24 protein-coding genes are annotated in these 25,979 nt (G+C 62.1%); 18 read left to right on the top strand and 6 right to left on the bottom strand.

From position 1 onward, the window contains the following. Positions 1-2: 2 nt before the first annotated feature. A complete protein-coding gene (locus AB6803_RS00780) occupies positions 3-956 on the bottom strand; it encodes an alpha/beta hydrolase (RefSeq protein WP_371107069.1) in 954 nt (317 codons plus the stop codon). Positions 957-976: 20 nt separating this feature from the next. Continuing rightward, the gene (locus AB6803_RS00775; RefSeq protein ID WP_371107068.1) at positions 977-2,125 is read right to left on the bottom strand and encodes a Gfo/Idh/MocA family protein; all 1,149 of its coding nucleotides are present in this window, start codon (positions 2,123-2,125) and stop codon (positions 977-979) included. 178 nt (positions 2,126-2,303) lie between these two features. On the opposite strand from AB6803_RS00775, the gene AB6803_RS00770 reads away from it, so the two are divergent. From AB6803_RS00770 to AB6803_RS00685, 18 genes are all read left to right on the top strand, one after another. Beyond that, the gene (locus AB6803_RS00770) at positions 2,304-3,650 is read left to right on the top strand and encodes an ABC transporter substrate-binding protein (protein ID WP_371107067.1); all 1,347 of its coding nucleotides are present in this window, start codon (positions 2,304-2,306) and stop codon (positions 3,648-3,650) included. 1 nt (position 3,651) lies between these two features. Then, a complete protein-coding gene (locus tag AB6803_RS00765; RefSeq protein ID WP_371107066.1) occupies positions 3,652-4,584 on the top strand; it encodes a carbohydrate ABC transporter permease in 933 nt (310 codons plus the stop codon). After that, the gene (locus tag AB6803_RS00760) at positions 4,581-5,417 is read left to right on the top strand and encodes a carbohydrate ABC transporter permease (protein ID WP_371107065.1); all 837 of its coding nucleotides are present in this window, start codon (positions 4,581-4,583) and stop codon (positions 5,415-5,417) included. The genes AB6803_RS00765 and AB6803_RS00760 overlap by 4 nt, the downstream gene beginning before the upstream one ends. Before the next feature lie 4 nt (positions 5,418-5,421). Further along, positions 5,422-6,240: a sugar phosphate isomerase/epimerase family protein gene (locus AB6803_RS00755; protein WP_371107064.1), complete on the top strand. Its 819-nt coding sequence runs from the start codon at positions 5,422-5,424 to the stop codon at positions 6,238-6,240. Between the two features lie 11 nt (positions 6,241-6,251). Further along, positions 6,252-7,328, top strand: coding sequence for a Gfo/Idh/MocA family protein (locus tag AB6803_RS00750; protein ID WP_371107063.1), 1,077 nt, complete (start codon positions 6,252-6,254; stop codon positions 7,326-7,328). Further along, on the top strand, positions 7,328-8,146 hold the full coding sequence (locus AB6803_RS00745; protein ID WP_371107062.1) for a sugar phosphate isomerase/epimerase family protein: 819 nt from the start codon (positions 7,328-7,330) through the stop codon (positions 8,144-8,146). Before AB6803_RS00750 ends, AB6803_RS00745 begins: the two co-directional genes overlap by 1 nt. Further along, the gene (locus AB6803_RS00740) at positions 8,146-8,976 is read left to right on the top strand and encodes an alpha/beta fold hydrolase (RefSeq protein ID WP_371107061.1); all 831 of its coding nucleotides are present in this window, start codon (positions 8,146-8,148) and stop codon (positions 8,974-8,976) included. The genes AB6803_RS00745 and AB6803_RS00740 overlap by 1 nt, the downstream gene beginning before the upstream one ends. Beyond that, entirely contained in the window at positions 8,973-9,698 is a 726-nt protein-coding gene (locus tag AB6803_RS00735; protein WP_371107060.1) for a ribulose-phosphate 3-epimerase, read from the top strand. The genes AB6803_RS00740 and AB6803_RS00735 overlap by 4 nt, the downstream gene beginning before the upstream one ends. Further along, complete coding sequence (locus AB6803_RS00730) at positions 9,695-10,732, top strand: ROK family protein (RefSeq protein WP_371107059.1); 1,038 nt, start codon at positions 9,695-9,697, stop codon at positions 10,730-10,732. The genes AB6803_RS00735 and AB6803_RS00730 overlap by 4 nt, the downstream gene beginning before the upstream one ends. Further along, on the top strand, positions 10,725-11,810 hold the full coding sequence (locus AB6803_RS00725; RefSeq protein WP_371107058.1) for an ABC transporter ATP-binding protein: 1,086 nt from the start codon (positions 10,725-10,727) through the stop codon (positions 11,808-11,810). The genes AB6803_RS00730 and AB6803_RS00725 overlap by 8 nt, the downstream gene beginning before the upstream one ends. A 120-nt stretch (positions 11,811-11,930) precedes the next feature. Then, entirely contained in the window at positions 11,931-13,574 is a 1,644-nt protein-coding gene (locus tag AB6803_RS00720; protein WP_371107057.1) for an ABC transporter ATP-binding protein, read from the top strand. A 270-nt stretch (positions 13,575-13,844) separates the two neighbouring features. After that, positions 13,845-14,327, top strand: coding sequence for a MarR family winged helix-turn-helix transcriptional regulator (locus AB6803_RS00715; protein WP_371107056.1), 483 nt, complete (start codon positions 13,845-13,847; stop codon positions 14,325-14,327). A gap of 24 nt (positions 14,328-14,351) precedes the next feature. Further along, on the top strand, positions 14,352-15,050 hold the full coding sequence (locus AB6803_RS00710) for an SDR family NAD(P)-dependent oxidoreductase (protein WP_371107055.1): 699 nt from the start codon (positions 14,352-14,354) through the stop codon (positions 15,048-15,050). Positions 15,051-15,052: 2 nt separating this feature from the next. After that, complete coding sequence (locus AB6803_RS00705; protein WP_371107054.1) at positions 15,053-16,384, top strand: NAD(P)/FAD-dependent oxidoreductase; 1,332 nt, start codon at positions 15,053-15,055, stop codon at positions 16,382-16,384. A gap of 79 nt (positions 16,385-16,463) precedes the next feature. Next, positions 16,464-18,137 carry a peptide ABC transporter substrate-binding protein gene (locus tag AB6803_RS00700; RefSeq protein WP_371107053.1) on the top strand — a complete coding sequence of 558 codons (1,674 nt, stop codon included), beginning with the start codon at positions 16,464-16,466 and terminating at the stop codon, positions 18,135-18,137. Positions 18,138-18,217: 80 nt separating this feature from the next. Beyond that, positions 18,218-19,168: an ABC transporter permease gene (locus tag AB6803_RS00695; protein WP_015917912.1), complete on the top strand. Its 951-nt coding sequence runs from the start codon at positions 18,218-18,220 to the stop codon at positions 19,166-19,168. Positions 19,169-19,178: 10 nt separating this feature from the next. Beyond that, positions 19,179-20,078 (top strand): ABC transporter permease, encoded by a 900-nt coding sequence (locus tag AB6803_RS00690; protein ID WP_371107052.1) that lies wholly within the window; start codon positions 19,179-19,181, stop codon positions 20,076-20,078. Positions 20,079-20,092: 14 nt separating this feature from the next. Beyond that, the gene (locus AB6803_RS00685) at positions 20,093-21,415 is read left to right on the top strand and encodes an NAD(P)/FAD-dependent oxidoreductase (protein ID WP_371107680.1); all 1,323 of its coding nucleotides are present in this window, start codon (positions 20,093-20,095) and stop codon (positions 21,413-21,415) included. Between the two features lie 15 nt (positions 21,416-21,430). On the opposite strand, the gene AB6803_RS00680 is transcribed toward AB6803_RS00685, so the two are convergent. From AB6803_RS00680 to AB6803_RS00665, 4 genes are read right to left on the bottom strand one after another with little or no spacing between them, the layout of a single operon-like run. After that, entirely contained in the window at positions 21,431-23,074 is a 1,644-nt protein-coding gene (locus AB6803_RS00680; RefSeq protein WP_371107051.1) for an FGGY-family carbohydrate kinase, read from the bottom strand. Positions 23,075-23,076: 2 nt separating this feature from the next. After that, complete coding sequence (locus AB6803_RS00675) at positions 23,077-23,805, bottom strand: SDR family oxidoreductase (RefSeq protein ID WP_371107050.1); 729 nt, start codon at positions 23,803-23,805, stop codon at positions 23,077-23,079. Between the two features lie 35 nt (positions 23,806-23,840). After that, positions 23,841-25,091 (bottom strand): sugar ABC transporter permease, encoded by a 1,251-nt coding sequence (locus AB6803_RS00670; protein ID WP_371107049.1) that lies wholly within the window; start codon positions 25,089-25,091, stop codon positions 23,841-23,843. Further along, a complete protein-coding gene (locus AB6803_RS00665) occupies positions 25,088-25,909 on the bottom strand; it encodes an ATP-binding cassette domain-containing protein (RefSeq protein WP_371107048.1) in 822 nt (273 codons plus the stop codon). Before AB6803_RS00665 ends, AB6803_RS00670 begins: the two co-directional genes overlap by 4 nt. Positions 25,910-25,979 lie beyond the last annotated feature (70 nt).

Genomic DNA, 25,979 nt, shown 5'->3' with positions numbered 1-25,979 from the left:
GTTTACTCGGGAGCACCTTCGAAACTGCGCCATGCCTCCACGGCCTCCTCCACAGCCTGGCGCGCGGCCGGTATATATCGTCCCATCGACACGAAGCCGTGGATCTGGCCGGGCCAGTGGCGGAGCACCACGCGCACGCCCTCCCGCTTCAGCCGCTCGACATAGGCCAAGCCCTCGTCCACCAGAATATCATGCCCAGCGGTAATCACGAAGGCCGGCGCAACCCCGGCAACACTCTCAGCTCGTAGCGGCGAAACCCGCCAGTCGGCGATATCGGCCTCGGTGGGGATATAGTGATCGCGAAACCACTTCATCGCCGATGCGGTCAGGCCGTAGCCTTCGCCATAACGACGATAGCTGTCGGCCGTCTGCGCGGCGTCCGTATTCGGATAGATGAGCAGTTGCCCCGTAAGCTTTGGGGCGTCACCGGAGCGCGCCATCAGCGCCAGCACGGCGGCGAGATTGCCACCGGCGCTATCGCCGGCGACCGCGATCCGCTCGGGATCAATGCCAAGATCGGCGGCGGATTCCGCCATGAAGGCCAGTGTAGCGGCGCAATCCATCAGCCCGGCCGGGAACTTGTGTTCCGGCGCCAGGCGATAATCCGGGCAGACTACCGTGCATTGCGCGAGATTGGCGAACCAGCGGCAGATCTCATCGTGCGAATCGAGATTGCCGATCACCCAGCCGCCGCCGTGAAGATAAAGGAGGCTGGGACCATTCTTCAATCGTGCGCCGATGCCGCGATAGATACGCAGGATGATCGGGCCGTTCGGACCGTCGATCTCTCGATCCTCCACCGAGGCGACCGTCTCGCGCGCGCCCTGAACGGTTGGGCAGCCCGCGTCATAGTCAATACGGGCCGCCTGAGGCGTACCGGTTTCAAACGGCCGGGCATTCGACCGATTGCTCATGTCGAGAAGGCGCCGGGTGCTCTCATCGAGCTGTTCTGTCATGTCGTCTCTCCCTTCGGCAATCAGGCGAGGAGGCTGCGGGCTTCGTCTTCGCCAAGAAGCGGCGGACGGACCAAATCTCCACCGATGCGGACCGACTGGCCGCTTTCGCCGGAGGCGAGAATGGCCTCCATGATTTCAAGCACATGCAGGGCGAGCTCGCCGGATGCGCGCGGCGCCCTCTTCTCCTCCAACGACCGCGCAAGATCGGCGACACCGAGCATACGATAATTCGCACGATCGGGGGCAGCGAATGGCCAGTTCCTCTTGCCGTAAAGCTCGCTGTCGCTGTCGAAATCACGCCAGTCGGCGCCACGTTCCGACAGCGAGACCGTGCCGCCGAATGTATCGGGATCCGGCAGGCGAAGGGAGCCTTCGGTGCCGTGCAGTTCGATCGGATGGTTGGAATGGCGGAAGACGTCCCAGGATGCGCCGAAATTGACAGCCGCGCCGGACTGGAATTCGAGCAAAGACAAGACATTGGTCGGCGTACCGACCTTGAAGGTCGTGTTCTTGAACGGACCGTCCGCGGTGATCAGGCGCTCCTCCTGACCCTTCGTCGCCATCGCCATGACACGCACCACCGGGCCAAGCAGGTTCACCATCATGGTCAGGTAATAAGGCCCCATATCGAAAACCGGGCCGCCGCCCGGCTGGTAGTAGAATTGCGGATTGGGATGCCAATGCTCCATGCCGCGTCCCATCATGAAGGCGGTGCCGCTGACCGGACGGCCGATTGCGCCTTCCTCCATCAAACGCCGCGCACGCCTGCCGGCGGCACCGAGGAACGTGTCGGGTGCCGAGCCCAGAAGCAGGCCGCGTGTCTTCGCCTCGGCCACAAGGGTCCGCCCTTCGGCGGCCGAGGTCGCCAGCGGCTTTTCCGTGAAGACGTGCTTGCCCGCGGAAAGGGCCGACATGGTAACGTCGAAGTGCACGGCCGGAATGGTGAGGTTGAGAACGAGATCGACTTCGGGATCCGCGAGCAGTTGATCAACACTCAGCGGTCGAATGCCATATTCGCGGGCACGAAGAGCCGCCGCATCGGCGGAAATATCGGCGCAAGCGCGCAGTTCGATACCGGCAAACAGCGCTGCGTTGCGCAGATAAGTCATTGAAATATTGCCGCAACCGATGATACCGATGCCCAGCTTTGCCTTTGTTTTCTCAGTCATATGTCTCAATCCTCCCTCAATCTGACAGCTTGCGCGTCGCCGACAGCCTTATCCTCCCGACGCGTCCCGAAGCGAGTTAAAGCATCTTATTTCTTGACGCGCGACAATTTTTTATGAAACATACGACAATACTGGCGCGGAGATTTTGGAGGTCGCCAGTTTTCCTGGGAGGGAAATCATGTCTGATATCAAGAAGACGCCGGCCGGCTCAAACGCGGCCGTATTTTCCACACTGCTCGATCGCCGCCAGATGTTGATGGGTGCTGCGAGCGCCGCAGTCGGCGCGGCGACCCTTGCCGCCACAACGGGACTGGGCATGCGCCCTGCGCGCGCCGCCGATCGCACCGAGATCAGCTTTGCCAGCGCCAGTTTCTTCGGCAAGGAAGGCCTCGGCGATCTCGTCAAGGCCTATAATGAATCGCAGGACCGGATCACGGTCAAGTTCATCGAACTGCCGCCGCCGAGCTCGTCGACTGAGGTCTATCAGGGCCTTGTCCAGCAATTGGCCCGCCGCAACGGAACCCCCGACGTTTTCACTCAGGATGTGGTCTGGATCGCCGGCTTCGCGTCGGCCGGCTGGGCGTTGCCGCTCGACGAATATTTCCCGAAGGAAAAGCGTGCCGATTATTTCCCCGGAACGGTCGCTGCCTGTACCTACAATGAAAAGCTGACCGCGCTTCCGTGGTTCGTCGATTCCGGCATGTTCTACTACCGCAATGATCTGGTGGAAAAGCATGGCGGCAAGGTTCCCGAGACCTGGGATGACATGGCGACCATGGCGGCAGCCGCGCAGAAGGCGGGTGACGCCAAGTTCGGCTATCTCTGGCAGGGCAAGCAGGCCGAAGTCCTGATCTGCGATGCCGTGGAAATCATCACCTCGAACGGCGGCTCTATCCTCGCGCCAGACGGCAAATCCTCTGTCATCGGTGACAAGGCGGCGGTCGAGGCGATTCAGTTCCTCTACGATACGATCAACAAGACCAAAATCAGCCCGCAGAACGTTCTCTCGTGGGACGAAGAGCCGTCACGCCAGCCCTTCACCTCCGGCGAAGCGATGTTCATGCGCAACTGGTCCTATGTCTATCCGATCGCGCAAGACCCGAAAGCCTCGCATGTGGTCGATAAGGTCGCCGTTGCGCCGCTGCCGCATTTTGCCGGCGGCAAGAGTGCTGCCTGTCTCGGTGGCTATCAGCTCGGCGTCAACGCCAATTCCAAGAAGCGCGAAGCGGCAATCGAGTTCCTGACCTGGATGTCGTCACCGGAAACGCAGACCCGCCTTGCACTGAACTTCGGTCTTGCACCGTCGCGTCCGGCGATCTTCCAGGATGCGAAACTGAAGGCCGAGCAGCCGTTCATGGCGAGCCTGCAAAGCGTCTTCACCGGCGCCACGCCCCGGCCGATCACGCCGCAATATGCCAAGGTGACGCTGGCGCTGCAGTCGAGCATTTCCAAGGCGCTGGTCAGCGGCAATGTTCAGGCCGAGCTGAAGGCCGCCGCCGACCAGATCGACAAGATCGTTGCCTGATATGGCTGCCGCAGTCACGGTCCCCCTGTCCGACCGAACCCCGAAAACGACGAGGGCGCTCCCAAGCGCCCTCTGGCCTTGGCTCCTGCTGTTGCCGGCCTTCCTGTCGCTTGCATCGGTGTCCTTCTACCCGATCGTCAATGGCGTCTATCTCTCCTTCACCAATCGGTCCCTGATCACACAGGACAATGATTTCATCGGCATTGCCAATTATGTGCAGTTGCTCGCCGATCCGCCGTTCTGGAATGCCTGGTGGCATACGATCTGGTTCACCGTCGCCTCGACCACGCTCGAAACCCTGATCGGCCTCGCCATGGCACTGATCCTTTGCGAGGCCTTCGCCGGCCGTGGCGTCATCCGTGCTGCGATGCTAGTTCCCTGGGCGATGCCGACGGTGGTCACCTCGAAAATGTTCGGCTGGCTGTTTGACGGCCAGCACGGCATCATCAATTTCATCCTGCTCCATCTCGGGCTGATTGATCAGAACGTAAACTGGTACGGCTCGCCCGATACGGCGCTGACGACGATCATTCTCGCCGATGTCTGGAAGACGACGCCCTTCATGGCGCTGCTGCTGCTGACCGGCCTTCAGACTGTGCCGAAATCATTGATCGAGGCCGCGCGTATGGACGGCGCCAGGGCCTGGACGATCTTCTGGAACATTCGCCTGCCGCTACTGCTGCCGACATTGCTAATCGCCGGCCTCTTCCGGGCGCTGGACGCCTTCCGCGTTTTCGATCTGGTCTATGTGCTGACCGGCGGCGGGCCGGCCGATTCCACGGAAACGCTGTCGACGCTGTCCTACAAGGTTCTCTTCTCAACATTGCAGTTCGGCTACGGTTCGGCCGTTTCGACCGCAATGTTCATCACCGAAGGGCTGATCGCCGTGGTGTTCTGCCTCTTCCTCATCCGTCAGATCAGGAAGACGACATGAACGACACCCGCTCCCCTTTTCAAAGCGTGATGATCTATCTCGGCGCGCTACTTATTCTCATCTGGTCGGCCGGCCCGTTCCTCTGGCAGTTCTCGACATCGTTCCAGCTCGACAGAGCACTGACGGAGGGAACGCCGTCTTTGGTCCCGAGCCCGTTCACGCTGGAGCATTACTACAATGCCTTCGTGGAAAAGGGCCTGCATCATTATCTATGGAATTCGCTGGTCGTCTCGCTGGCGACCACGGCCCTTTGCCTGATCGTCGGTTCGCTCGCCGCCTTTGCGCTGTCGCGCCTTGATGTGAAGGGACGCTTCGGGATCCTGACGGTGATCCTCTCGGTCTCGATGTTCCCGCAGATCGCGCTCGTCGGCCCACTCTATCTGCTCGCGTCCGACCTCGGCCTTCTGGACACCTATACGGCACTCATCATCACCTATCTGGCGCTCGGGCTGCCGCTGGTGACCTGGGTTCTGTTCGGCTATTTCGAGACGCTGCCGCGCGAGATCGATGAAGCCGCGCGCATGGATGGCGTCGGCGTTATCGGCCTGCTCTGGCACATCATCTTGCCAATGTCGCTGCCGAGCCTGGTCACGACGGGTCTCCTCGCCTTCATCACCGCCTGGAACGAGTTTCTGTTCGCGCTCGCATTCACATCGGATAGCGGCACCCAGACCATACCGGTCGGCATCGCCAATTTTACCAACCAATATTACGTGCCCTGGGGAGACATCGCCGCAGCCTCGGCTGTCGTCACCGTGCCGCTGATCGTGTTGGTCCTCTTCTTCCAACGACACATTATCGAAGGCCTGACACAGGGCGGAATCAAGGAATAGTGACATGACTAGCGATCTGAAGGTCGGCTGCCAGACGTTTACATGGGAAATGCTCGGCAAGGCCTGGACCGGAACACCCGACGACCTGCTTTCGGCAATTTCCGCCGGCGGTTATTCGGGCATCGAAATCACCGACACGATGATCAGCCACTACGCGGCAAAGCCAGGTGACTTCGCCAAGGCCCTCAAGGATAACGGCTTGCAGCTGGTCTCCTTCGCCTTCGGCTCGAAGAGCGGCTTTACGGTTGCCGAGGCGATCACCGATGACCTAGCGACGACGCAGCGCTGGATCGACTATGCCGCACAGTTTCCCCGCGCGCTCGTCTCTATCGGATCGGCAACGGTTGTCTCGGAAGGGCCACGCGCCGATAAGTTCGCCATTGCGGCCGAGTTCTACAATCGCGCCGGCGCGCTCGGCAAGGCGTCCGGCGTCGATGTCGCCGTTCATCCAAGCTCGCACCACAACACCCTGCTCTTCGACCGCGCCGACTACGACCGGATCTTCGCGCTTCTCGATCCCGCGCTCGTCGGTTGGGTGCCCGATACCGGCCATATCCTGCGCGGGCACGAGGACATCCTCGACACCATGCATACCTATCAGGATCGCATTCGCTACCTCCACGTCAAGGACGTCGATGCGAACGACCGCTGGGCAATGCTCGGCAAGGGCGTCCTCGATACGCCGGCGGTGATCAATCTCGTCGCGAAGGCACCGCGTTTCAATGGCTGGCTGGTGCTGGAAGAGGAATCCGAGACGGCCGGGGAAAATCCCGCTGCCGCGGTGAAGACCAATCGCGACACCATGCGCAGCTACGGAGCCTGAGGAAGAAGACCATGATCCAGAAGGAAAATCGCCGTCTTCGCGTTGGTGTGCTCGGTTGCGGGCCGATAGCCCAGTTCGCGCATCTGGAATCCTGCGTGAAAGCACGGAATGCCGATCTCTACGCAATCTGCGACGCAGCACCCGATCTGCTGGCGCGCATGGGTGCCACCTACGAGCCGCAGAAGATGTTCAGCGACTATGACGCCATGCTGGCCGACCCCGAGCTGGAAGCCGTGATCGTCGCCACTTCCGACGCCTATCATGTGCCGATGTCGATCAAGGCGCTTGAAGCCGGCAAGCATGTGCTCTGCGAAAAGCCGATCGGCGTATCCGTCGAGGAAGGACAGCAGCTTGCCGATGCCGTCAAGCGCTCCGGCAAGATCCTGCAAGTCGGGCATATGAAGCGCTTCGACCCGACGCTGGAAGCCGCACGCGATTTCGTGCGCGACGATATCGGTGAGATTTTCGCGCTGAAGGCATGGTATTGCGACTCCACACACCGCTACACCAACACCGACGCAGTACAGCCGCTGCCAATCACCAGCAAGCTTGCGCGCAAGCCGGGCGGCAATCCGAAGGCCGATCTCAGGCAATATTTCATGCTGGCGCATGGTTCGCATCTGGTCGACACCGCCCGCTTCTTCTGCGGCGATATTGTTGCGGTACGCGCGCGCCTGCTGGAGCGTGCCGGTGCCTATTGCTGGTTCGTGGAAACCGAATTTACCAATGGCGCCCTCGGCCATCTCGATCTCACCGTTGCCGTCCGAATGGATTGGCACGAGGGCTTCCAGCTCTATGGCGAAAACGGCTCCGTACTCGCGAAAACCTTCAATCCCTGGTACTTCCGCTCCAGCGAAGTCGAGATCTTCCATGAGAAAGATGCGACGAGCCGGAAGCCGCTCGGCGCCGACGGGCACTTCTTCCGCCGGCAGCTTGAGGGTCTCGCCGATACAGCGCTGAACGGCGCACCGATGCGCGGCGCGAATGTCGAGGACGGCATCGCTTCCATCCGCGCCATGGTCGCAATCGCACGATCGGTGGAGACTGGCGAGCGGGTCGAGCTTGCATCCGTGACGGGGGCCGTTTGATGCAGCTCGGGATCTTCGCCAAGACCTTTCCGGGGACAGATCCCCTGAGCGTGCTGTCAGCGGTGCGCGACAGCGGCTATGCGGCCACCCAGTTCAACCTCGCCTGCTGCGGGTTGCCGTCCATGCCCGACGTGGTGCCTGGCTCTGTCGTAACGGCGATCCAGACAGCAGCGGAAACCACCAATGTTTCGTTGGTCGCCCTTTCCGGAACCTACAATATGGCCCATCCGGACATTTCGGTGCGGCAAACGGGTTTGCGCCAGCTTGCCGTCGTGATCGAGACGGCGGTGGCCCTTTCCATTCCGCTCGTCACGCTCTGCACGGGTACGCGCGACCCAAAAGACCAATGGGCGCATCACCCTGACAATACCGACCCCTTAGCCTGGGCCGACATGGCAACGGAGATGTCGAAAGCCCTGGCGCTAGCGGAAAAGCACGGCGTCGATCTCGGCATCGAACCCGAACAAGCCAACATCGTCACCTCAGCCGAGGACGCCAAGCGGCTGATCGTCGAGATGGGATCGAAAAGACTGCGGATTGTCCTCGACCCGGCCAATCTTTTCGAAAGCGCAACGCCGCCGGAAGCCCGAGATATCGTCGAGCGCGCGGTCGAAACGGCGGCTGGGCATATCGCCATGGCACACGCCAAGGATCGCTATGCCGACGGACGTTTTGCAACTGCCGGTCAGGGCATTGTGGATTTTCCCGATTTCATCGCACGACTGAAAGCCGTCAGCTTCGATGGTCCGCTCGTCACCCACGGACTGTCTGCAGCCGAAGCGCCCGCCGTCGCCGCCTTTCTCAGGGACTTGGTCTGATGGGCGGAACGGCAACTCTCATCCGCGACGATGCCAGCCTGTCCGTCTTCGACGGCGGGCAAGGGCTGCCAGTCGCCTTTCAGCACGGCCTTGGTGGGGATGAGGCACAGGTTGCGCAAACCTTTCCACCAGCCGACAGCGTTCGGCGGGTCACGGTGGAATGCCGCGGACATGGCGCGTCGTCGCTTGGCTCAGCGCGGCCCTTTTCACTGCAAATGTTCGCCGAGGATGTGTTGGCTGCGGCGAGCGAGCGCGGATTTGATCGCTTTGTCGTCGGCGGCATCTCCATGGGCGCGGCACTTGCCCTGCATCTCGCTCATCATCATCCGGAGCGCATAACCGCACTCGTTCTCGTCCGCCCCGCCTGGACCTTTGCCGCATCGCCCGACAATCTCGAGCCGATCCGCGCCGTTGCGGCTTTGCTTCGCTCACATCCGATCGATGAGGCACGGGCGCTGTTTGCCGGCTCCAAAATCGGCAAGCGGATCAAGTCGGATGCGCCCGATAATTTCGCGTCCCTGCTCGGCTATTTCGACCGGCCGGATGCAGTCACTTTCGCGTCCGTGCTGGCCGACATCGCGGCCGATGGACCTGACGTGTCGCAGACGGCCGCAGCGGCTATTGCCGTCCCCACCCTCGTCATTGGGAACCAGCAGGACGCGATCCATCCGCTTTCCTGCGCACAGGTGCTCGCCGACATCATACCCGGCGCAAGCTTTGTCGAAGTCACCCCAAAGGCTGCCGACAAGCTGCGCCATTTTGCCGAAGTCCAAGACGCCATCACTCATTTCCTCGCATCCAAGACAATCCGGAGCCTCGTGCCATCATGACGTCCAAAACCCTTTCCGGCCCGGCGGCCATCGCCGCCCTGCCCCGCAACCGGCTGCTGGGCGAATTCTCCCTCTGGTCGGCTGATCTCGCCAATATGGAAACCGACCTCAAGCGCATCGAGCCCTATGTCGACCTGCATCATATCGATGTCGCCGATGCGCGTTTTACGCCGGGCTTCCTGTTCTTTCCGGATTTCGTCGCGCGCATCGCCAAATCGACCGCCAAGCCGATCCATGTCCATCTGATGGTCGAAGCCGAAATCGTCGAGGAGCAGACGCGCCAGTTCATCGAAGCGGGTGCCGACCTGATCAGCGTTCACGCCGAAAATGGCGAAGCCGGTTTGCGTGCGGTTGCGCTTGCAAAGAAGCTCGGCGCTGAAGCCGGCGTGGTGCTGCGGCTGGAAACGCCCGTATCGGCGATCAAGCCGTTCATCGACCATGTTGCCTTCGTGACCCTGCTTGGCACCTCGATCGGCGTCAAAGGACAAAGCCTTTCCGAAAAGGCATGCGGCAGGCTGATCGAGGCGCGGGCGTTGTTGAAGCAGGCGAGCCGGGAGGATCAGGTGATCCTGGCAGCCGATGGCGGTATTCGCGAGCAGACCGTGCCGGACCTGCGTGCGGCTGGGGCACAGACGGTCGTTCTCGGGTCGCTGGCCTTCGGCGACAAGGACCTGGGCAAGCGGATGGAGTGGCTGCATGGACTGGAGAGCCGGCTTCCGTGAAAAAAGTCGCTCTTGCCTTCGATCTCGGCGGAACCGAGCTTCGCGCCGCATTGGTGGACGAGGAGGGAAACCTTCTGTCGTTTTCCGCCGTGCCGACGCGGGCGGCCGGAGGGCCGGATGCGGTGATCCGGCAGATCGAGTTGCTGGCGGCTACGGTTCTGGCAGAAACGCCTGATCTTCTGCCCATCGGCATCGGGATCGGTGCCCCCGGCCCTCTCGATCCGGAAGCCGGCGTCGTCATTGCGGCGCCGAGCCTGACCGGATGGAGCGAGGTTCCGCTGGCTGACATTCTCTCCAGCCGTTTCCAATTGCCGGTGCGGCTCGAAAACGATGCGAACGCGGCGGCGGTTGGCGAATGGCGATATGGCGCCGGCCGCGGCGCAAGGTCGATCGTGTTCGTCACAGTCTCGACCGGCATCGGCGGTGGGGTGATCGCCGATGGCCGAATCCTGCACGGCAGGCGTGGCCTGGCTGCCGAAATCGGCCACATGACGATTACCAACGAGGGCGAACGATGCTTTTGCGGCGCGGTCGGCTGCTTCGAAGCCGTCGCCTCCGGCACGGCTCTCGGCAGGCGAGCAACCGCTCACACCCGGCAATCCGACGGCTCGATGTTGCGCGCACTATCGGCTGACGCTGATGTGACCGGGCGGCACGTCGTCGATGCCGCACGAAACAGCGATGCCTTGGCGCTGGAACTGTTACATGCCGAGGCGCGATGGCTGGGGATCGGCTTCACCAACCTGCTCCACCTCTACTCACCCGATGTTCTAGTAATGGGCGGCGGCATATCGCACGGTTTCGATCTTCTCCACGACACCATCATGGCGACGGTTCACGACCGGGCCATGCCAGCCTATCGCGACGTGCCGATCGTTCCGGCACAGCTTGGACGACATGCGGGCCTGATTGGCGCGGCCAGCCTCATCCTCGGAAGCGAGGCGCAAGCCAGCTCCGAACCATCGAGCTTTCTGGGCTCGAACAACCTTGGCGCGGATACCTCCGCCGGCAAAAAGGAGGCCAGCAATGGCTAATCTCACGCTCCGCGACGCTCGTAAGACCTACGGCGCCCTCGAAGTGATCAAGGGCATCGATCTTGATGTGGACGACCGCGAATTCGTCGTCTTCGTCGGCCCTTCCGGCTGCGGCAAGTCCACGTTGCTGCGCATGATCGCCGGTCTGGAGAAGATCAACGGCGGCGATCTGGTGATTGACGGCACGCGGTCCAACGACATCGATCCATCGCAGCGTGGCCTGGCGATGGTGTTTCAGTCCTACGCGCTTTATCCCCATATGACGGTCGCCGATAATATGGGCTTCGCGCTCCGAATTGCCGGCGTCCCACTGGCCGAGCGCGAGCGGAAGGTCAAGGACGCCGCCCAGATTCTGGAACTGTCGCATCTGCTCGACCGCCGGCCGAAGGATCTGTCTGGCGGCCAGCGCCAGCGTGTCGCCATTGGCCGGGCGATCGTGCGCAATCCGAAAATCTTCCTGTTCGACGAGCCGCTTTCCAATCTCGATGCGGCGCTGCGCGTCAACATGCGGCTGGAGCTGATGCGCCTGCACGAAAGGCTGGCCGCAACGATGATTTACGTCACCCATGATCAGATCGAAGCCATGACCATGGCCGACAAGATTGTTGTCCTCAATAGCGGCCGCATCGAGCAGGTTGGCTCGCCGCTCGAGCTTTACAATCGCCCCGCAAACATCTTCGTCGCCGGTTTCATCGGCTCGCCAAAGATGAATCTTCTACCGGTAACCGTCGAGAAGACCGGCCCGAGCGGCACCTCGGTCGCTCTACCTGGCGGAAGCACGATTACCGTTCCGGTCGCCGCTGGTGCCGCAAAAGCCGGCTCGACGCTGACGCTGGGCATCCGCCCCGAGCATATCCGTATCAGCCAAGGCGGCCAGTTCACCGGGGAGGCGATCCTTGCCGAGCGGCTTGGCGGCCTAACAGTTCTTCACGTCGACATCGCATCCGACCAGTCTCTCGTCGTGCAGACGGAAGGCACCGATGCCACCCCGTTGCACACGCCGATTTCCCTCCAGATCGACCCGGCCGCCTGTCATCTCTTCGACCAAGAGGGAAGAACGCTTGCCAGGCTGAACTGATCGGTGAATTGTACGCGGGCGCGGACCGGCATGCTTCTTGCGTTTTAGTTCGCGTCCGTGATCGGCCGCCCCGACCGATCTGGAGCACAGGCAGACATTCCATGCAAAGGAAGGCTCCCCATGACGCAGATCGATGCCGCTCAACCCTCAAAGATCGAGGCCGTTCTCTCCGTCAAGAACCTGACGATCAGCCTACCCAGAGCCATGGAGCGCGCGCATGCGGTGAATGATGTCTCCTTCGATCTGATGGATGGCGAGATCCTTTGCATCATCGGGGAATCCGGTTCGGGAAAATCGGTGACCGCCAGCGCGGTCATGGGCCTGCTACCGTCGATTATCCAGGTGACGGCGGGCTCGATCTGGTTCCAAGGCGTGGACCTGGTGAGCGCGGACGACGTGACGCTTAGAGGTCTGAGGGGACGGGCCGTTTCGATCATCTTTCAGGACCCGCTGTCGGCGCTCAACCCGCTGATGACGATCGGCGACCAGATCATCGAGGTGCTGGATGCCCATAAAGTCGGCACACCGGAGAGCCGGCGGCAGAAAGTGAAGGAACTGCTTACGGAAGTCGGCCTGCCGGATCCCGATCTCCTGCAGCATCAATATCCCTTCCGGCTGTCCGGCGGGCAGCGGCAACGCGTGATGATCGCCATGGCCTTGGCACTCGATCCGGACGTGCTGATCGCCGACGAGCCGACCACCGCCCTGGACGTGACCACGCAGGCTCAGATCCTCGAGCTGATCCGCAAGATCCAAAGGCGCAAGAAGATGAGCGTCATGTTCATCACCCATGATTTCGGGGTGGTGGCAGAGATCGCCGACCGGGTGATCGTCATGGAAAAAGGCCATCTCGTTGAGCAGGGAACGGCAACACAGGTGCTGAATGCGCCCACCCATCCCTACACGCAGCGCCTGATTGCCGCTGTGCCGCGGATGACGACGAGGGATCGCGATGCCATCGCCGACACGCCCGTCGTGCTGGAAGTAGAGAAGCTCAACAAGACCTACCGCTCCGGCGGCGGCTTCCTGTCCAAGGGGCGGACGGTTCAAGCGGTGAACGATGTCAGCTTTTCGATCCGCAAGGGACGCACGCTCGGCGTCGTCGGCGAATCCGGTTCCGGCAAATCGTCCCTCGGCCGGGTGCTGCTGAAACTTCTGAAATCCGACAGCGGCAGGATCCTGTTCGATGGCCGCGACATCGCAGCCCTGACGGACGAACAGTTCCGGCCGCTGCGTCCCTATATCCAGATGATCTTCCAGGATCCGTTCGCCTCACTCAATCCACGCCACACGATCGGCCGGATCCTGACCGTCGGGCCGATCGCGCATGGCTTGCCGATGCATGAGGCAAAGGCCAAGGCGTTGCGGCTTCTGAAGCGCGTCGGGCTTGACGAAGGCGCCTTCGACCGCTTCCCGCATGAGTTTTCCGGAGGCCAGCGCCAGCGTGTCGGCATCGCCCGGGCCTTGATGTTCGACCCCGTGCTGTTGGTGGCGGACGAAGCAGTGTCCGCTCTCGACGTCTCCATCCAAGCCCAGATCCTCAAGCTTCTCGCGGAAATCCAACAAGACACGAAGGTGGCGATGATCTTCATCACCCACGACCTGCGCGTTGCAAGCCAGATCTGCGACGAGGTCGCGGTCATGTACAAGGGCGAGATCGTCGAATGCGGGCCGCCCTCGCAAATCTTCTGTGCCCCGGAGCACGCCTATACACAACGCCTGCTCGCTGCCATTCCCGGCAGCGATTGGGAGGCGACGGGCTGACCCGCAAAATCCGCCACCGGTTATGCGGATGATGCACAATTACTGTCGCCAATGCCTGCGTCGAGAGAGCTGCTTGTCTTAGAAATAGGCACCTTCTCTTCCTGCCTAAAAACTTATCGCGTCACGAAAGAAAATAGTTGCATTTGTCCACTATCCGTCCTTTCATACGATCATAAGTTCCTGCGACGATCCGCCGCCCACAATGAGGAGCCTGCTGCCCTGAAGGGCCTGCGGGAACGGTATTTTGTTGCCTGTTGAAGGTTCCGAGCCATGCCGCCGACCAAAGTCCCGCCGACTTCCGTGAAGGACATCGATATCGACGTCCTTGAGGATACGCTGAGCTTTTACATCCGCAGCATCAATCTGGCGGTTTCGCGCGATCTGGACGAAAAGCTCGAAGGCTTGGACGTTGCCCGTGGAACGGGCAAAATCACCACCCTTTTACTCGTCGACGGCAACCCCGGCATCCGGCCCTCCATCATCGCGAAGCTCATCATCAAGGACCGCTCCGCGACTGGCCGGCTGATCGACCAGATGGAGGAGCACGAGCTTCTTTTCCGCGAGACGTCGGCGGACGACAGCCGGGCGCAGGAACTCTACATCACCGAAAAAGGACACGAACTGGCCGAGCGCGTGCGTGGCATCGTCACCCGGCAATCGCGCGAGTTTTTTTCCGACATCAGCGACGAGGAACACAAGCTCCTCATCGACATCCTGCGCCGCACCTACCGGCGCATCGCTGCACAATCGTGAACGGCCTGGCCATGGAGAACGGGCATGAATGAAGAACGAGTTGCCATGATATCCGGAGCCAGCCGGGGGATCGGCGCAGCGCTCGCCGAGGAGCTTGCCGCCAGGGGCTGGCGCCTGTCACTCGGCATGCGCCAGCCGGTGATGCCCGCCTGGGCTGATCCCGACCGTGTCCGCGTCTTTGCCTATGATGCGATCGACGCAGATGCTTCGGTATCATGGACCGAAGAGACGCTCAGCGCCTTCGGCCGGATCGACGCGGTCGTCGCCAATGCCGGCATTATCGTCGCGAAAAACGTGATCGAGGCCGACGATACCGACCTGGACGATCTGCTTGAGGTGAACGTCAAGGCGCCGCGACGGCTTGCAAAGTCCGCGTGGAGCGCGCTTGCTTCAAGCGGCCGCGGCCGGGTCATCATTGTCGCCTCTCTCTCGGGAAAACGGGTGAAGTCCGCAAACTCCGGGCTCTATGCCATCTCCAAATTCGCAGCTGTCGCGCTCGCCCATGCAATACGCCACACTGGCTTCGATCTCGGCATTCGCGCTACCGCCATCTGCCCCGGTTTCGTCGCAACCGACATGGCGCGCGCCCTCACGAGCAAGGCCGACAGCGAGATGACCGATCCCCGCGATCTTGCCCGCGTCATTTCCATGCTGATCGAGCTGCCGAACGAGGCGAGCGTCGCGGAATTTTCTATCAATTGCCAGCTAGAGGAGTCTTTCTGACCATGCCCGGCCCCTATGTGGTCCCCGTTCACGGGGACGCTGAACTGCCCAAGGAAGTCGACGTCGTCGTTATCGGCGGCGGCATCATCGGCACGTCGACCGCCCTGGAACTCGCCGAGCAAGGCCTGCGCGTCGCATTATGCGAGAAAGGCGGCATCGGCCAGGAACAATCGAGCCGCAATTGGGGCTGGGTACGCATCTCCAGACGCGATCCGCGCGAAGTGCCGCTAATGGCGGAAGCCCTGCGCATCTGGAGCACGCTCGACACACGCATCGGCCGCGACACCGGCTACAAGCGCGCCGGCATCATCTTCACCTGCGCCAACGACAAGGAATATGCCGACCACGAACGCTGGAACCGCAATCTCGAGGGCTATCAGTTCGAAAGCCGCATGATCAGCGGTGCCGAGTTCAGGAACCTCGTTCCTGGCTCGCAGATGGATATCAAGGGCGCGCTCTATACCGCCGCAGACGGCCGCGCCGAACCGCAGCGCGCAGCGCCGGCGATTGCCGAAGCCGCCCGCGACAAGGGCGCCTCCATCCTCACCGAATGCGCCGTGCGCGGCATCGAGACGGCGGCTGGCCGGATCTCCGGCGTGATCACCGAGCGCGGCTCGATCGCCTGCAAGGCCGTCGTGCTTGCCGGCGGCGCCTGGTCGAGCCTGTTTGCCGGCATGTTCGGGCTCGACCTGCCGCAATTGAAGGTGATGAACTCCGTGCTGCGTACCAAGCCGCTGGAAGGCGGCCCCGAGCAGGCAATCTGGGCCAACGGCTTTGCCCTGCGCAAGCGCCAGGATGGCGGCTACACCATCGCTTCTGGCCACGAGAACATCGTCGACATCGTGCCGAAATCCTTCCGCTATGCCGGCAAATTCTTTCCGGCGCTGCAAAAGGAATGGCGCTCGCTGAATTTCCGCCTCTCCGGTCGCTTCTTCGATGAGATTCGCATTCCCGACCGCTGGGCGATGGATGAGGCCAGCCCCTTCGAATATTGCCGCGTTCTCGACCCGAAGCCGTCGACCAAGCTTTCCAATACGGCGCTCGTCAATCTCAAGAAAGCCTTCCCGGTGTTCGAAAAGGCCGAGATCGCCCAGCGCTGGGCCGGCTATATCGACGTCACGCCGGATGCCGTGCCGGTGATCGACGCGATCGACAGCATTCCAGGCTTCCACATCGCCACCGGCTTTTCCGGGCACGGTTTCGGCATCGGTCCGGCCGCCGGGCGGCTGATGGCCGATATCGTCACCGGCAAGCCGCCGATCGTCGACAGCAAAAACTTCCGTTTCTCCCGCTTCCACGACGGTTCGAAGATCGAACTGATCAGCGGTTTCTGACCTGCCCGCCAAAAGAAGGCAGTAAAAACAACAAGAGAGAAGAACAGCCAACGTCCTACCAACAAAAAGGGGAACCAACATGTCCGATGCAAACGACACTATCCTCCTGAAACCCACCCGCCGTCAGGCACTGACCATGATGGCGCTTGGCGCCTCCGGGCTGATCATGCCCAATATTCTTGGTCGCAGCGAAGCGTTCGCGGCACCGCCCGCCAAACCGACCGGCCAGCTCGTCATCGGTTTTTCGCAGGAGCCGACCGTCTTCAATCCGCACCTGATCCACATCGAAGTCGATGAGGGCATCCATTTCAGCGTCTTCGATCCGCTCTTCGTCGTCACCCCGGAGGGCAAGTTCTCGCCTTCCCTTGCAACCGAAGTCCCGACCGTCGAAAACGGCGGCATCTCGGCTGACGGCCTTCAGTGGAAGATCAAGCTGCGCGACGGCGTGAAATGGCATGACGGTACGCCGTTCACCGCCGAAGACGTCAAGTTCACCCTCGAACTCATGGTCGATCCGGATTTCCGCAGCTGGCGCAAGACGGGCCACGAACTGGTGCGTGACCTCACCGTGGTCTCGCCGACGGAAATCACCTGGCGGATGGAAAAGCCGTTTGCGCCCTACCCCTCGATCCTCGCCATGACCTTCATCGTGCCAAAGCATATCCTCGGCGCCGAGAAGGACAAAAACACCGCCCCCTTCAACAATGCGCCCATCGGCACCGGCCCGTTCAAATGGGTCGAGCGTATCCCCGGCGATCACATCACGCTTGCGGCCAATGCGGACTATTTCGGCGACGGCCCCTATCTCGAAACCCTGGTCTACAAATATGTTCCCGACCTGACGGTGCTTTATACGCAGTTCAAGACCGGAGATATCGACGTCGTCGGCCTGCAATGGATCACGCCGGATCACTACGAGGAGGCCAAGGCGCTGGACGGCAAGGCCGTTGCCGTCGTTCCCGCCGCCACTGTCGAATCCATTGGCTTCAACATGGAGCGACCGCAGTTCAAGGATCCGGCGGTGCGCGAGGCGCTCTACCACGCGATCGACAAGCAGACGATCATCGACGCGCTCTATTACGGCCTGCCGACGCCGACCGAGAGCTACATTCCGCAACAGTCTTTCTATTATAATCCGGACCTGCCGAAGCAGGAATTCAGCACCGACAAGGCCAAGAAGATCCTCGACGATGCTGGCTGGAAGCCCGGTGCCGACGGTATTCGCGCCAAGGATGGCGTCAGGCTTGCCTTCACGAACTCCACCACCGCCGGCAACCATATCCGCGAGCAGGTGCAGCAGTTCATGCAGCAGACCTTCAAGGATATCGGCGTGGAGCTCACCATCTCCAACCTGCCGCCGGCGGTCATGTGGGGCGACTATTGGACAATGTCGAAGTTCGATTCCGTCGTCGTCGGCATCAACTTCCAGACCGGTTCCGATCCCGACACATCGGATTATTTCCGCTCCACCGCGATCACCGCCAAGGGCGGAGCCGGTCAGAACTCCTGGCAATATGCCAATCCAGAAGTCGACAAACTCCTGGCTGAAGGCGGCCAGCTATTCGTGCCGGAGGAGCGCAAGAAGGTCTACCAGAAGATCCAGGAAATCATGCGCCACGACCTGCCCTTCCTGCCGCTGTTCCAATATGCGACCGTACGCGGCCACAAGGTCGGGGTAGAGAACGTCACCCCCAACATCAACGTGCGCATCGACACATGGAACGTCGGCACCTGGTATTGGGCTAAGGCCTGATCACCCCGTTCAGCCCTTCGATCCATGAGGGGTCGAAGGGCTGGCTGCTTCCCATCTCGCAACCATCGGAGACGAAAGCCATGTTGCGCTATCTCCTCAGTCGCCTGTGGCAGAGCCTGATACTGCTGCTGCTCGTATCGATGATCGGCTTTGCCGTTCTCACCCTCGCACCCGGCGGTCCGCTATCGCAATTTACGCTGACGCCGGGCATGACCAAGGAGGCGCTCGACCGGATCGCCGCGCAGATGGGCCTCGACCGGCCGCTACCCATCCAGTATCTCGACTGGCTGCGGCACATGCTGATGGGCGACTGGGGTCACTCCTATCGCGATAACCAGCCGGTGCTGTCGATCATTCTCGGCCACCTCTTCGCGACGCTGCTGCTGATGGGCACCTCGATGGTGATCGCGATCGCGGCCGGCACCTGGATCGGCATCAAGGGCGCGACCAAGCGCTATTCGATCTTCGACTACAGCGCCACCATCGGCGCCATGGTGGCGCTGTCGATCCCGACCTTCTGGTTCGGCCTTATCGCCATCTATATTTTCTCGCTGAAACTGAAGTGGCTACCAGCCGGCAACATGTACACGGTCGGCAACGGCTCGTTCAGCGACTATGCGATCCATCTGATCATGCCGAGCCTGGTGCTCGCTCTCGTCAACATCGCCGTGTGGAGCCGCTATATGCGCACCGCCACGCTCGATGTCATCAATCAGGATTTCGTCCGCACCGCCAAGGCCAAGGGCCTGTCGCCCCGGCGTGTCTTGATGCGGCACGTCGTCGGAAACGCGCTGCTGCCGATGATCACGCTTGCCGGCGTGCAATTGCCGACGATCCTCGGCGGCGCGCTGGTGGCCGAAACGGTCTTCACCTGGCCTGGAATGGGGCGGCTTTTTCTCGATAGCCTCGGCTACAGCGATTATCCCGTTGTCATGGGCCTCCTGATGTTCTCGGCGGTCTTCGCCCTGATTGGCAATCTGCTCGCGGATCTGCTGGTCGCCTTCGTCGATCCGCGCGTCCGGCTCGGTTAGGAGAAACACCATGTCTTCCTCTTCCCCCGCAACTCTCTCCCCGCCGGTCTTCGCGCATAACCGCTGGTGGCAGAACCGCACGCTGCGCCGGTTTGCCCGCCATAAGCTCGCCCTCCTCGGCGTTGCCATGATCACGACCATCATCCTTGCCTGCCTGATCGGGCCGTCGCTGCTTCCCTATGACGAGCTCTTCATCGACCTGCGCGCCCGTTTCGCGCCGCCCTTTACGGCCGGCTACCATATTTTCGGGACAGATCCGCTCGGGCGCGACGTTGCCGTGCGCCTGTTCATGGCGGGCCGCATCTCGCTTCTGGTCGGCTTCTTCGCCATGGTGCTCAGCACCTTGATCGGCACCACGATCGGTGTCGTCGCCGGCTATTATGGCGGCCGCGTCGGCATGCTTTTGATGCGCTTCGTGGATGCCTTTCTGTCCTTCCCCAGCATCTTCCTGCTGCTGGCGCTCGCCGCCTTCATCAAGCCGAGCCCTTTCATGATCACCGTGATCATCGCAGTGACGAGCTGGATGGAAACTGCGCGCATCGTCGAGGCCGAGGTGCGCTCGTTGCGTGAACGCGATTTCGTGCTCGCCGCACGTATGCTCGGGCTTACCAACAGATGGATCATGTTCCGCGAGCTGCTACCGAACGCCATCGGGCCGATCATCGTCGCCGCCACACTGACGGTTGCGCGCGCCATCCTGCTCGAGGCCTATGTCAGCTTTCTCGGCTACGGCATCCAGCCGCCGCTGCCGAGCTGGGGCAACATGCTGAACGGCGCGCAGCAATATCTGGCCAGCGCGCCATGGCTCGCCATCGTTCCCGGCGTCGCCATCACGCTTGCCGTCACCAGCTTCAACTTCATCGGCGACGGCCTGCGCGACGCGCTGGACGCGCGCAGCGACCTCAACTGAGAAAGGCGATGACGGTGCCGGTCTTTTCTCCTTTCGCAACGTCGCTCTGGTATGCGACTGCGACCGCAGCTCCGGTAACGACGGCGCTTGAGGGCCGCGTGGAGGCCGATGTCTGTGTGGTGGGCGGCGGCTATACCGGCCTCACCACCGCTCTCGCTTTGGCCAAAGACGGCGTGCGTGTCGTGCTGCTCGAGGCGCAGGAGATCGGTTTTGGCGGTTCTGGCCGCAATGCCGGCCACTGCACGCCGACCTTCACCCATTACAGCCTGCCGGAGCTTCGCCGCATGCTGGGCGAACCCTGGGCGGAACGGTTGATCGCCCGCCAGACAAGGGCCAACGATCAGGTCTCCGACATGATCCAGCGCTATCAGATCGAATGCGAGTGGCAGCAGAACGGCTATGTCATGGGCGCCCATACGCCCAGGGCTATCAAGACGCTCGAATCGAAAGCCCGTGACTATAATGCCGTCGGCGCCCGCACGCGGGTTGTCGACAAGGCAGAGGTAGAGGCGCTCACCGGCAGTCCGCGCTTTTACGGCGGTTGGCTTCACGAAGAGGGCGGCCACCTCAATCCGCTTGGTTACGCACGCGGACTGGCACGCGCCGTCATCCAGGAAGGCGGCCACGTCTATACGCGCTCGCCGGTCACCGATTGCGAACGCGAAGGTGCGGGCTGGACGGTGAAAACCGAAAAAGGCTCCGTGCTTGCCGACAAGGTTATCTTCGCCACAGGCGCCTACACCGTCGGCGGCTGGCCTAAGCTCGACCGCACCTTCAAGATCCAAAAGGTCTTCGTCGCGGCGACCCAGCCGCTTTCCGACGACGAACGGCTGAGCGTCCTGCCGCGAAACACCACGATCCATGACGGTCGTGGCGATATCTATGTCTACAAATACAATGCCGAAGGCAGGATCGTTGCCTCGATGTTTCCCATGGGCCGGCGCGGGCGCGATCTTGCCTATACCCATCAGGTGATGTCGGATCGGCTGCAATGGCTACACCCGCAGATCAAACGGGATATCCGATGGGAGTATCTCTGGTACGGCGAGTTGGACATGCAATACAGGACCGTGCCGCGACTTTACGGCCTGGCGCCGGGCGTCGTCGCGCTCACCGGCCTTTCCGGTCGCGGCGTGCCGACGGGCAGCATGCTCGGCGGCATTCTTGCCGAATGGGCCAAGGGTGTCCCCGACAAGGATCTCGCGCTGAAGATCGAGCCGCTCTCGGCGGCGCCCTCCTATATGGGTTTCGCGCCGCAGATGACGTTGCGCTATTACCGTGCTGCCGACTGGGTCAAAACGAAGCTCTCCGGCGCGGCATTGCCGCCGCACGCCTGATCCGGCACAACCGCATCATTCAGCGGATGCAGTATCGGCAAAGAGCGCCCGCACCTCTCTCTCGGCGCGCTGCAATCGTTCGAACGCCTCGTAGCGTTTCCCATGCAGAGAAGCCGTGGCACCGCCGGCAGGCTCGAAAACCTGCGAAAATCGCGACATAGCCCGCATGGCGGCATCCAGCGACTGGTAGCGCCCGGACGCAAGAGCGCCGAGCATCGCCGCGCCAAGAAGCACCGGCTCATCCGTATCGGTCACGGCAACCGGGATATGCGTTGTGTCGGCCAGAAGCTGGCGCACCAGATTGCTTTGCGCCGCCCCGCCGCTGGCGACGATGGTGTCGATGCGGATGCCGTTGGCGGCAAGCGTTTCGATGAGTTGCTTGAGGCCATAACCGATGCCGCAAAGGCCAGCGATATAGAGCGAGACGAGGTCAGAAATATCGTTCTCAAGGCCCTGACCGGCGATGACCGCGCGCGCATCCGGGTCGGCATGGGGAGACCGGTTGCCCAGAAACTCCGGGACGACATGGATCGATTTTGCAAGCGTCACCGCCTCTTTCGGATCGGGGCAGGCTTCGCTCGCCCGGCGATCGAGCCAGGCGACCAGCGACAGGCCGGCGGCCTCGGCCTTGGATTGCGCCTCGGCGGAAGCCGGGTGCATGGCGACGAGATGGTCGATGGCGGCACCGGCCGCGGATTGGCCTCCCTCGGTCAGCCACAGCCCCGGCACCATCGCCGAATAATAGGGTCCCCAGACGCCGTCGACGAAGATCGGCGCCTGGTTCGACGCCATCGAGCAGGCCGAGGTTCCGAAGATATAGGCAAGACGGCTTTCGAGATTGATTTTGCCGTCCGCGCCCTGAGCACCGAGCGTACCGATCCCGCCCGCATGGGCATCGATCAGTGATGCAGCGACCGGCGTGCCAGCGACGAGGCCGAGGTCACGGGCCGCATTTTCGATGAGGCCGCTGCCAAGGGCCGAGCCCGGATCGACAATGTCCGTGCCGATCCTTGAGAAGCCTTCGTCGGCAAGCTCGGACAGGCCGATATCCCGAAAATAGGCCGCATCCCAGCGCTTCTCATGCGCGAGATAGGTCCATTTGCAGGTGACGGTGCAGACCGAGCGGCTGAGAGAGCCCGTGGACCGCCATGTCAGATAGTCGGCCAGGTCGAAGAAATAGTCAGTGGCAGCGAAGGATTGTGGCAGGTTCCGCTTCAGCCAGAGAAGCTTCGGCGTCTCCATCTCCGGCGAGATACGACCGCCGACATAGCGCAGCACCTCATGATCGCCGCCATTGATCTCCGCCGCCTCTCTGGCGGCGCGATGGTCCATCCAGACGATGATGTTGCGGACGGAATCACCCGAGGGGCCGACAGCAACCGGCGATCCATCGGCCTTGACGGCGACCAGCGAGCATGTCGCATCAAAGCCGATACCCGCCACGTCGGAGGCTGTGATCCCGGCTTCAGCGACAGCATCGCGAACGCTGCCGCAGATGGCTTGCCATATCTGCTCGCTCGATTGCTCGACGATATGGCCGGCCTCGTGCCAGATGGTGATCGGCCGTTTTGCGGAACCGAGCAGCTTGCCGCTGCCATCGAAGACACCGGCCCTGGCGCTGCCGGTGCCTACGTCGATGCCGATAAAATACGATGTCATTGTCAAAGGTCCGTGCTGAGCGGCAGGATGACGAGGTCGCGGATCGTGATGTTACGCGGCCTCGACAGCATGAAGATCACCGCTTCGGCGACCTCCGTCGCCTCCATCAATCCACCAGCCGCGACGGCTTCGTCAAGCTTTGCCTGCGGCCAATCGCTGATGAGTGCGGTGACAACCGGCCCCGGCGCCACAGCGCCGACGCGAATGCCATGCTTGGCGACCTGGCGGCGCACCGTATGGGTGAATGCCTGCACGGCATGTTTCGAGGCAGTGTAGATCGGCTCCCAGACCACCGGCACCAGCCCGGCAACGGAGCTGGTCATGATGATATCCCCGGTCTGCCGCTCGACCATATGCGGCAGCACGGCCTGCACCGAGCGAAAGGCGGCATTGATATTGAGGTTCAGCATCCGGTCCCAGGCGTCCGGATCGCCTTCCACCACTTCGCCGCCGATATAGGAGCCGGCATTGGCGTGGAAGATATCCAGCTTGCCGAACTTGTCGAGGATCTGCGGCAGCATCGTTGCTACGCTGGCCGGATCAGTGAGGTCGATGACGACGGGAAATGCGCGTTGGCCCAATTCGGCGCAAAGTTCCTTCAGCCTGTCTTCTGCCCTGTCGACAAGGGCGACGCTTGCGCCCTCGTTCAGCAATGCCCTGGCGCATTCGAGCCCGATGCCGGAGGCGGCGCCGGTGATTGCCGCAACTTTACCGGAAAGATCCTGTCTCATGATGGTCCTACTTTATGCTCTTAGTTTAGGGGATATCAGGCTCGCCCGTGCGAGGCGCGGGAGCGGCGAGCAACGGAATCGACGATGACGGCGATGGCGAGAACCGCGCCGGTAATCATGTAGCGAAGGGCGGATGACAGATCCAACATGGTCAGCCCGCTTGCGATCGACTGGATGACGATGATACCGAGCAGCGAGGAATAGGCGCTGCCACGTCCGCCGAAGAGGCTGGTTCCGCCGATCACGGCGGCCGCGATCGCGTTCAGGTTGACGTCGCCGGTGCCCGCCTGCTGGCTTGCCGAGGCAAGACGCGCGGCGGCCATCACGCCCCCGAGTGCAGCAAACATCGCACAGAGGACGAAGGCACTCGTATAGATGCGCCGGACATTGATGCCCGCGCGCCGCGCCGCCTCACGGTTGCCGCCGACCGCGGCCATCGACCGGCCCCATTGGGTGCGGGTCAGCGCGTAGTTCATGATGATCACGAGCACGACGAAGAGCCCGAACATCCAGGGAATGCCGCGCTCCTGGTTGAGATAAAAGGCAACGAACTCCAAAGCCGCCGTCAGCGCGAGCGACCGCACGATCAGGCCACCGAGGGAACGCGCCGAGAGATTGGCCTTACGGCGCCGTTCTGCGTCGCGATAGCCCGTCCACAGCATTGCGATACCCGGAAGTAGCGCGAAGACATAGGCGAGCGGCTTCGGAATAACCAGCAACTGGCCGAAATTCACGACCGCCGAGCCGTAAGGCAGGTTGATGGAGCCGGTATTGCCGAGCAGATAGAGCTGCATGCCGAGCACCGCAAGCAGGCCCGCGAGCGTCGAGACGAAGCTCGGCATGCCCAGCCGGTTGAAGAGTAAGGCGTAGAGCGATCCGATGACGCCGCCGACAATCAGGGCAGCGAGGATGGCAGCGGCAACCGGCCAGCCCTCGTTGACCCAGAGTATACCGACCATGGCCGAGGCGAAACCGCTGATCGAGCCGACGGAAAGATCGATCTCGCCGAGCATCAGCACGCAGACGATGCCGAGCGAGATCACGCCGACGGTCGAAGCGTCGAAGAGCAGATTGGCGAGGTTGCTGCTGGAGAGGAACATCGGATTGAGCGTGCCGAAAACGGTCCAGATGATGACGAGACCGACGACCACCGGCAGCGATCCGAGATCGCCGGAGCGCACCTTGTCGATCGACGAACGGATCGTTGCCGCCAGGCCGGCATCGTGGTTGACGCGGATATCGCTGCGGTCGAGCAGTGTCGCGGTCTGTTTTGCATTGCCGGTCATATCTGGCCCTCCTGGCTGATGTGCTGCTGTGCCTGGCGGCGGCCGGCGCGGCGCGAAACGGCATTCTCCGTCGCACCGGTAATCGCGCTGACGAGTTCCTGGTTCGACGTGTCGGGGTAGAAGACGCCGTTGTTGCGCCCGAGCCGGAGCACGACGATGCGGTCTGCGACCGCGCGGACATCCTCCATGTTGTGGCTGATCATCACGACGCCGAGACCACGATCGCGCACCCGCTCGATGAGGTTCAGCACCTCGGCCGTCTGGGCGACGCCGAGTGCTGCTGTCGGCTCGTCGAGCAGGATGATCTTCGGCTCCAGCAGCAGAGAGCGCGCGATCGCCACGGTCTGGCGCTGACCGCCCGAAAGCGAGGCGATCGGGATACGGACGCTTGGAATGCGAGCCGAAAGCTCGTTCAGCAGCGTCCAGGCGCGAACCTCCATCGCCGTCTCGTCGAGCTTCAGCGGCACAAGCTCGCGGCCGAGAAAGATATTGGCGACGACATCGAGGTTCTCGCAGAGCGCCAGATCCTGAAACACGGTCGCGATCCCGAGCGACAGCGCGGCGCTCGGATCGTCAAGCGTGACTGTCTTGCCGCCGAAGGTGATCGTGCCCGCGCTCGGCTGGTGCACGCCGGCCAGAACCTTGACGAGCGTCGACTTGCCGGCGCCGTTGTCTCCGACCAGGGCGACGACTTCACCCGCATGGACGTCGAGGTCGATATCAGTGAGCGCGGAGACCGCGCCGAAATGTTTGGAGATGCCCTTGAGGCTGAGAATGAGCTCGCCTGCCGGGGTGATCTGATCGCTAGCGCCAGTCATGTGTCGCGAGCCTTTCCTTGATTGGGCCTGCTTCCGTGAGCGGTTCCCCGGCCGCCGCGCTGGGCGGCCG

The organism is Rhizobium sp. RCC_161_2 (assembly GCF_041355235.1).
GTDB lineage: Bacteria > Pseudomonadota > Alphaproteobacteria > Rhizobiales > Rhizobiaceae > Rhizobium.
The sequence above is the reverse complement of the archived record's forward strand: the minus strand, read 5'-3'. Positions and strand labels throughout refer to the sequence as shown.

Bases quoted from the DNA above. Each gene is read 5' to 3' on its own strand.
- AB6803_RS00775 (WP_371107068.1), bottom strand. From the start codon at position 2,125: ATGACTGAGAAAACAAAGGCAAAGCTGGGCATCGGTATCATCGGTTGC.
- AB6803_RS00665 (WP_371107048.1), bottom strand. From the start codon at position 25,909: ATGACTGGCGCTAGCGATCAGATCACCCCGGCAGGCGAGCTCATTCTC.
- AB6803_RS00735 (WP_371107060.1), top strand. From the start codon at position 8,973: ATGACGTCCAAAACCCTTTCCGGCCCGGCGGCCATCGCCGCCCTGCCC.
- AB6803_RS00710 (WP_371107055.1), top strand. From the start codon at position 14,352: ATGAATGAAGAACGAGTTGCCATGATATCCGGAGCCAGCCGGGGGATC.
- AB6803_RS00780 (WP_371107069.1), bottom strand. From the start codon at position 956: ATGACAGAACAGCTCGATGAGAGCACCCGGCGCCTTCTCGACATGAGC.
- AB6803_RS00760 (WP_371107065.1), top strand. From the start codon at position 4,581: ATGAACGACACCCGCTCCCCTTTTCAAAGCGTGATGATCTATCTCGGC.
- AB6803_RS00750 (WP_371107063.1), top strand. From the start codon at position 6,252: ATGATCCAGAAGGAAAATCGCCGTCTTCGCGTTGGTGTGCTCGGTTGC.
- AB6803_RS00705 (WP_371107054.1), top strand. From the start codon at position 15,053: ATGCCCGGCCCCTATGTGGTCCCCGTTCACGGGGACGCTGAACTGCCC.
- AB6803_RS00680 (WP_371107051.1), bottom strand. From the start codon at position 23,074: ATGACATCGTATTTTATCGGCATCGACGTAGGCACCGGCAGCGCCAGG.
- AB6803_RS00765 (WP_371107066.1), top strand. From the start codon at position 3,652: ATGGCTGCCGCAGTCACGGTCCCCCTGTCCGACCGAACCCCGAAAACG.
- AB6803_RS00725 (WP_371107058.1), top strand. From the start codon at position 10,725: ATGGCTAATCTCACGCTCCGCGACGCTCGTAAGACCTACGGCGCCCTC.
- AB6803_RS00700 (WP_371107053.1), top strand. From the start codon at position 16,464: ATGTCCGATGCAAACGACACTATCCTCCTGAAACCCACCCGCCGTCAG.
- AB6803_RS00690 (WP_371107052.1), top strand. From the start codon at position 19,179: ATGTCTTCCTCTTCCCCCGCAACTCTCTCCCCGCCGGTCTTCGCGCAT.
- AB6803_RS00770 (WP_371107067.1), top strand. From the start codon at position 2,304: ATGTCTGATATCAAGAAGACGCCGGCCGGCTCAAACGCGGCCGTATTT.
- AB6803_RS00695 (WP_015917912.1), top strand. From the start codon at position 18,218: ATGTTGCGCTATCTCCTCAGTCGCCTGTGGCAGAGCCTGATACTGCTG.
- AB6803_RS00675 (WP_371107050.1), bottom strand. From the start codon at position 23,805: ATGAGACAGGATCTTTCCGGTAAAGTTGCGGCAATCACCGGCGCCGCC.
- AB6803_RS00715 (WP_371107056.1), top strand. From the start codon at position 13,845: ATGCCGCCGACCAAAGTCCCGCCGACTTCCGTGAAGGACATCGATATC.
- AB6803_RS00740 (WP_371107061.1), top strand. From the start codon at position 8,146: ATGGGCGGAACGGCAACTCTCATCCGCGACGATGCCAGCCTGTCCGTC.
- AB6803_RS00755 (WP_371107064.1), top strand. From the start codon at position 5,422: ATGACTAGCGATCTGAAGGTCGGCTGCCAGACGTTTACATGGGAAATG.
- AB6803_RS00745 (WP_371107062.1), top strand. From the start codon at position 7,328: ATGCAGCTCGGGATCTTCGCCAAGACCTTTCCGGGGACAGATCCCCTG.
- AB6803_RS00720 (WP_371107057.1), top strand. From the start codon at position 11,931: ATGACGCAGATCGATGCCGCTCAACCCTCAAAGATCGAGGCCGTTCTC.
- AB6803_RS00670 (WP_371107049.1), bottom strand. From the start codon at position 25,091: ATGACCGGCAATGCAAAACAGACCGCGACACTGCTCGACCGCAGCGAT.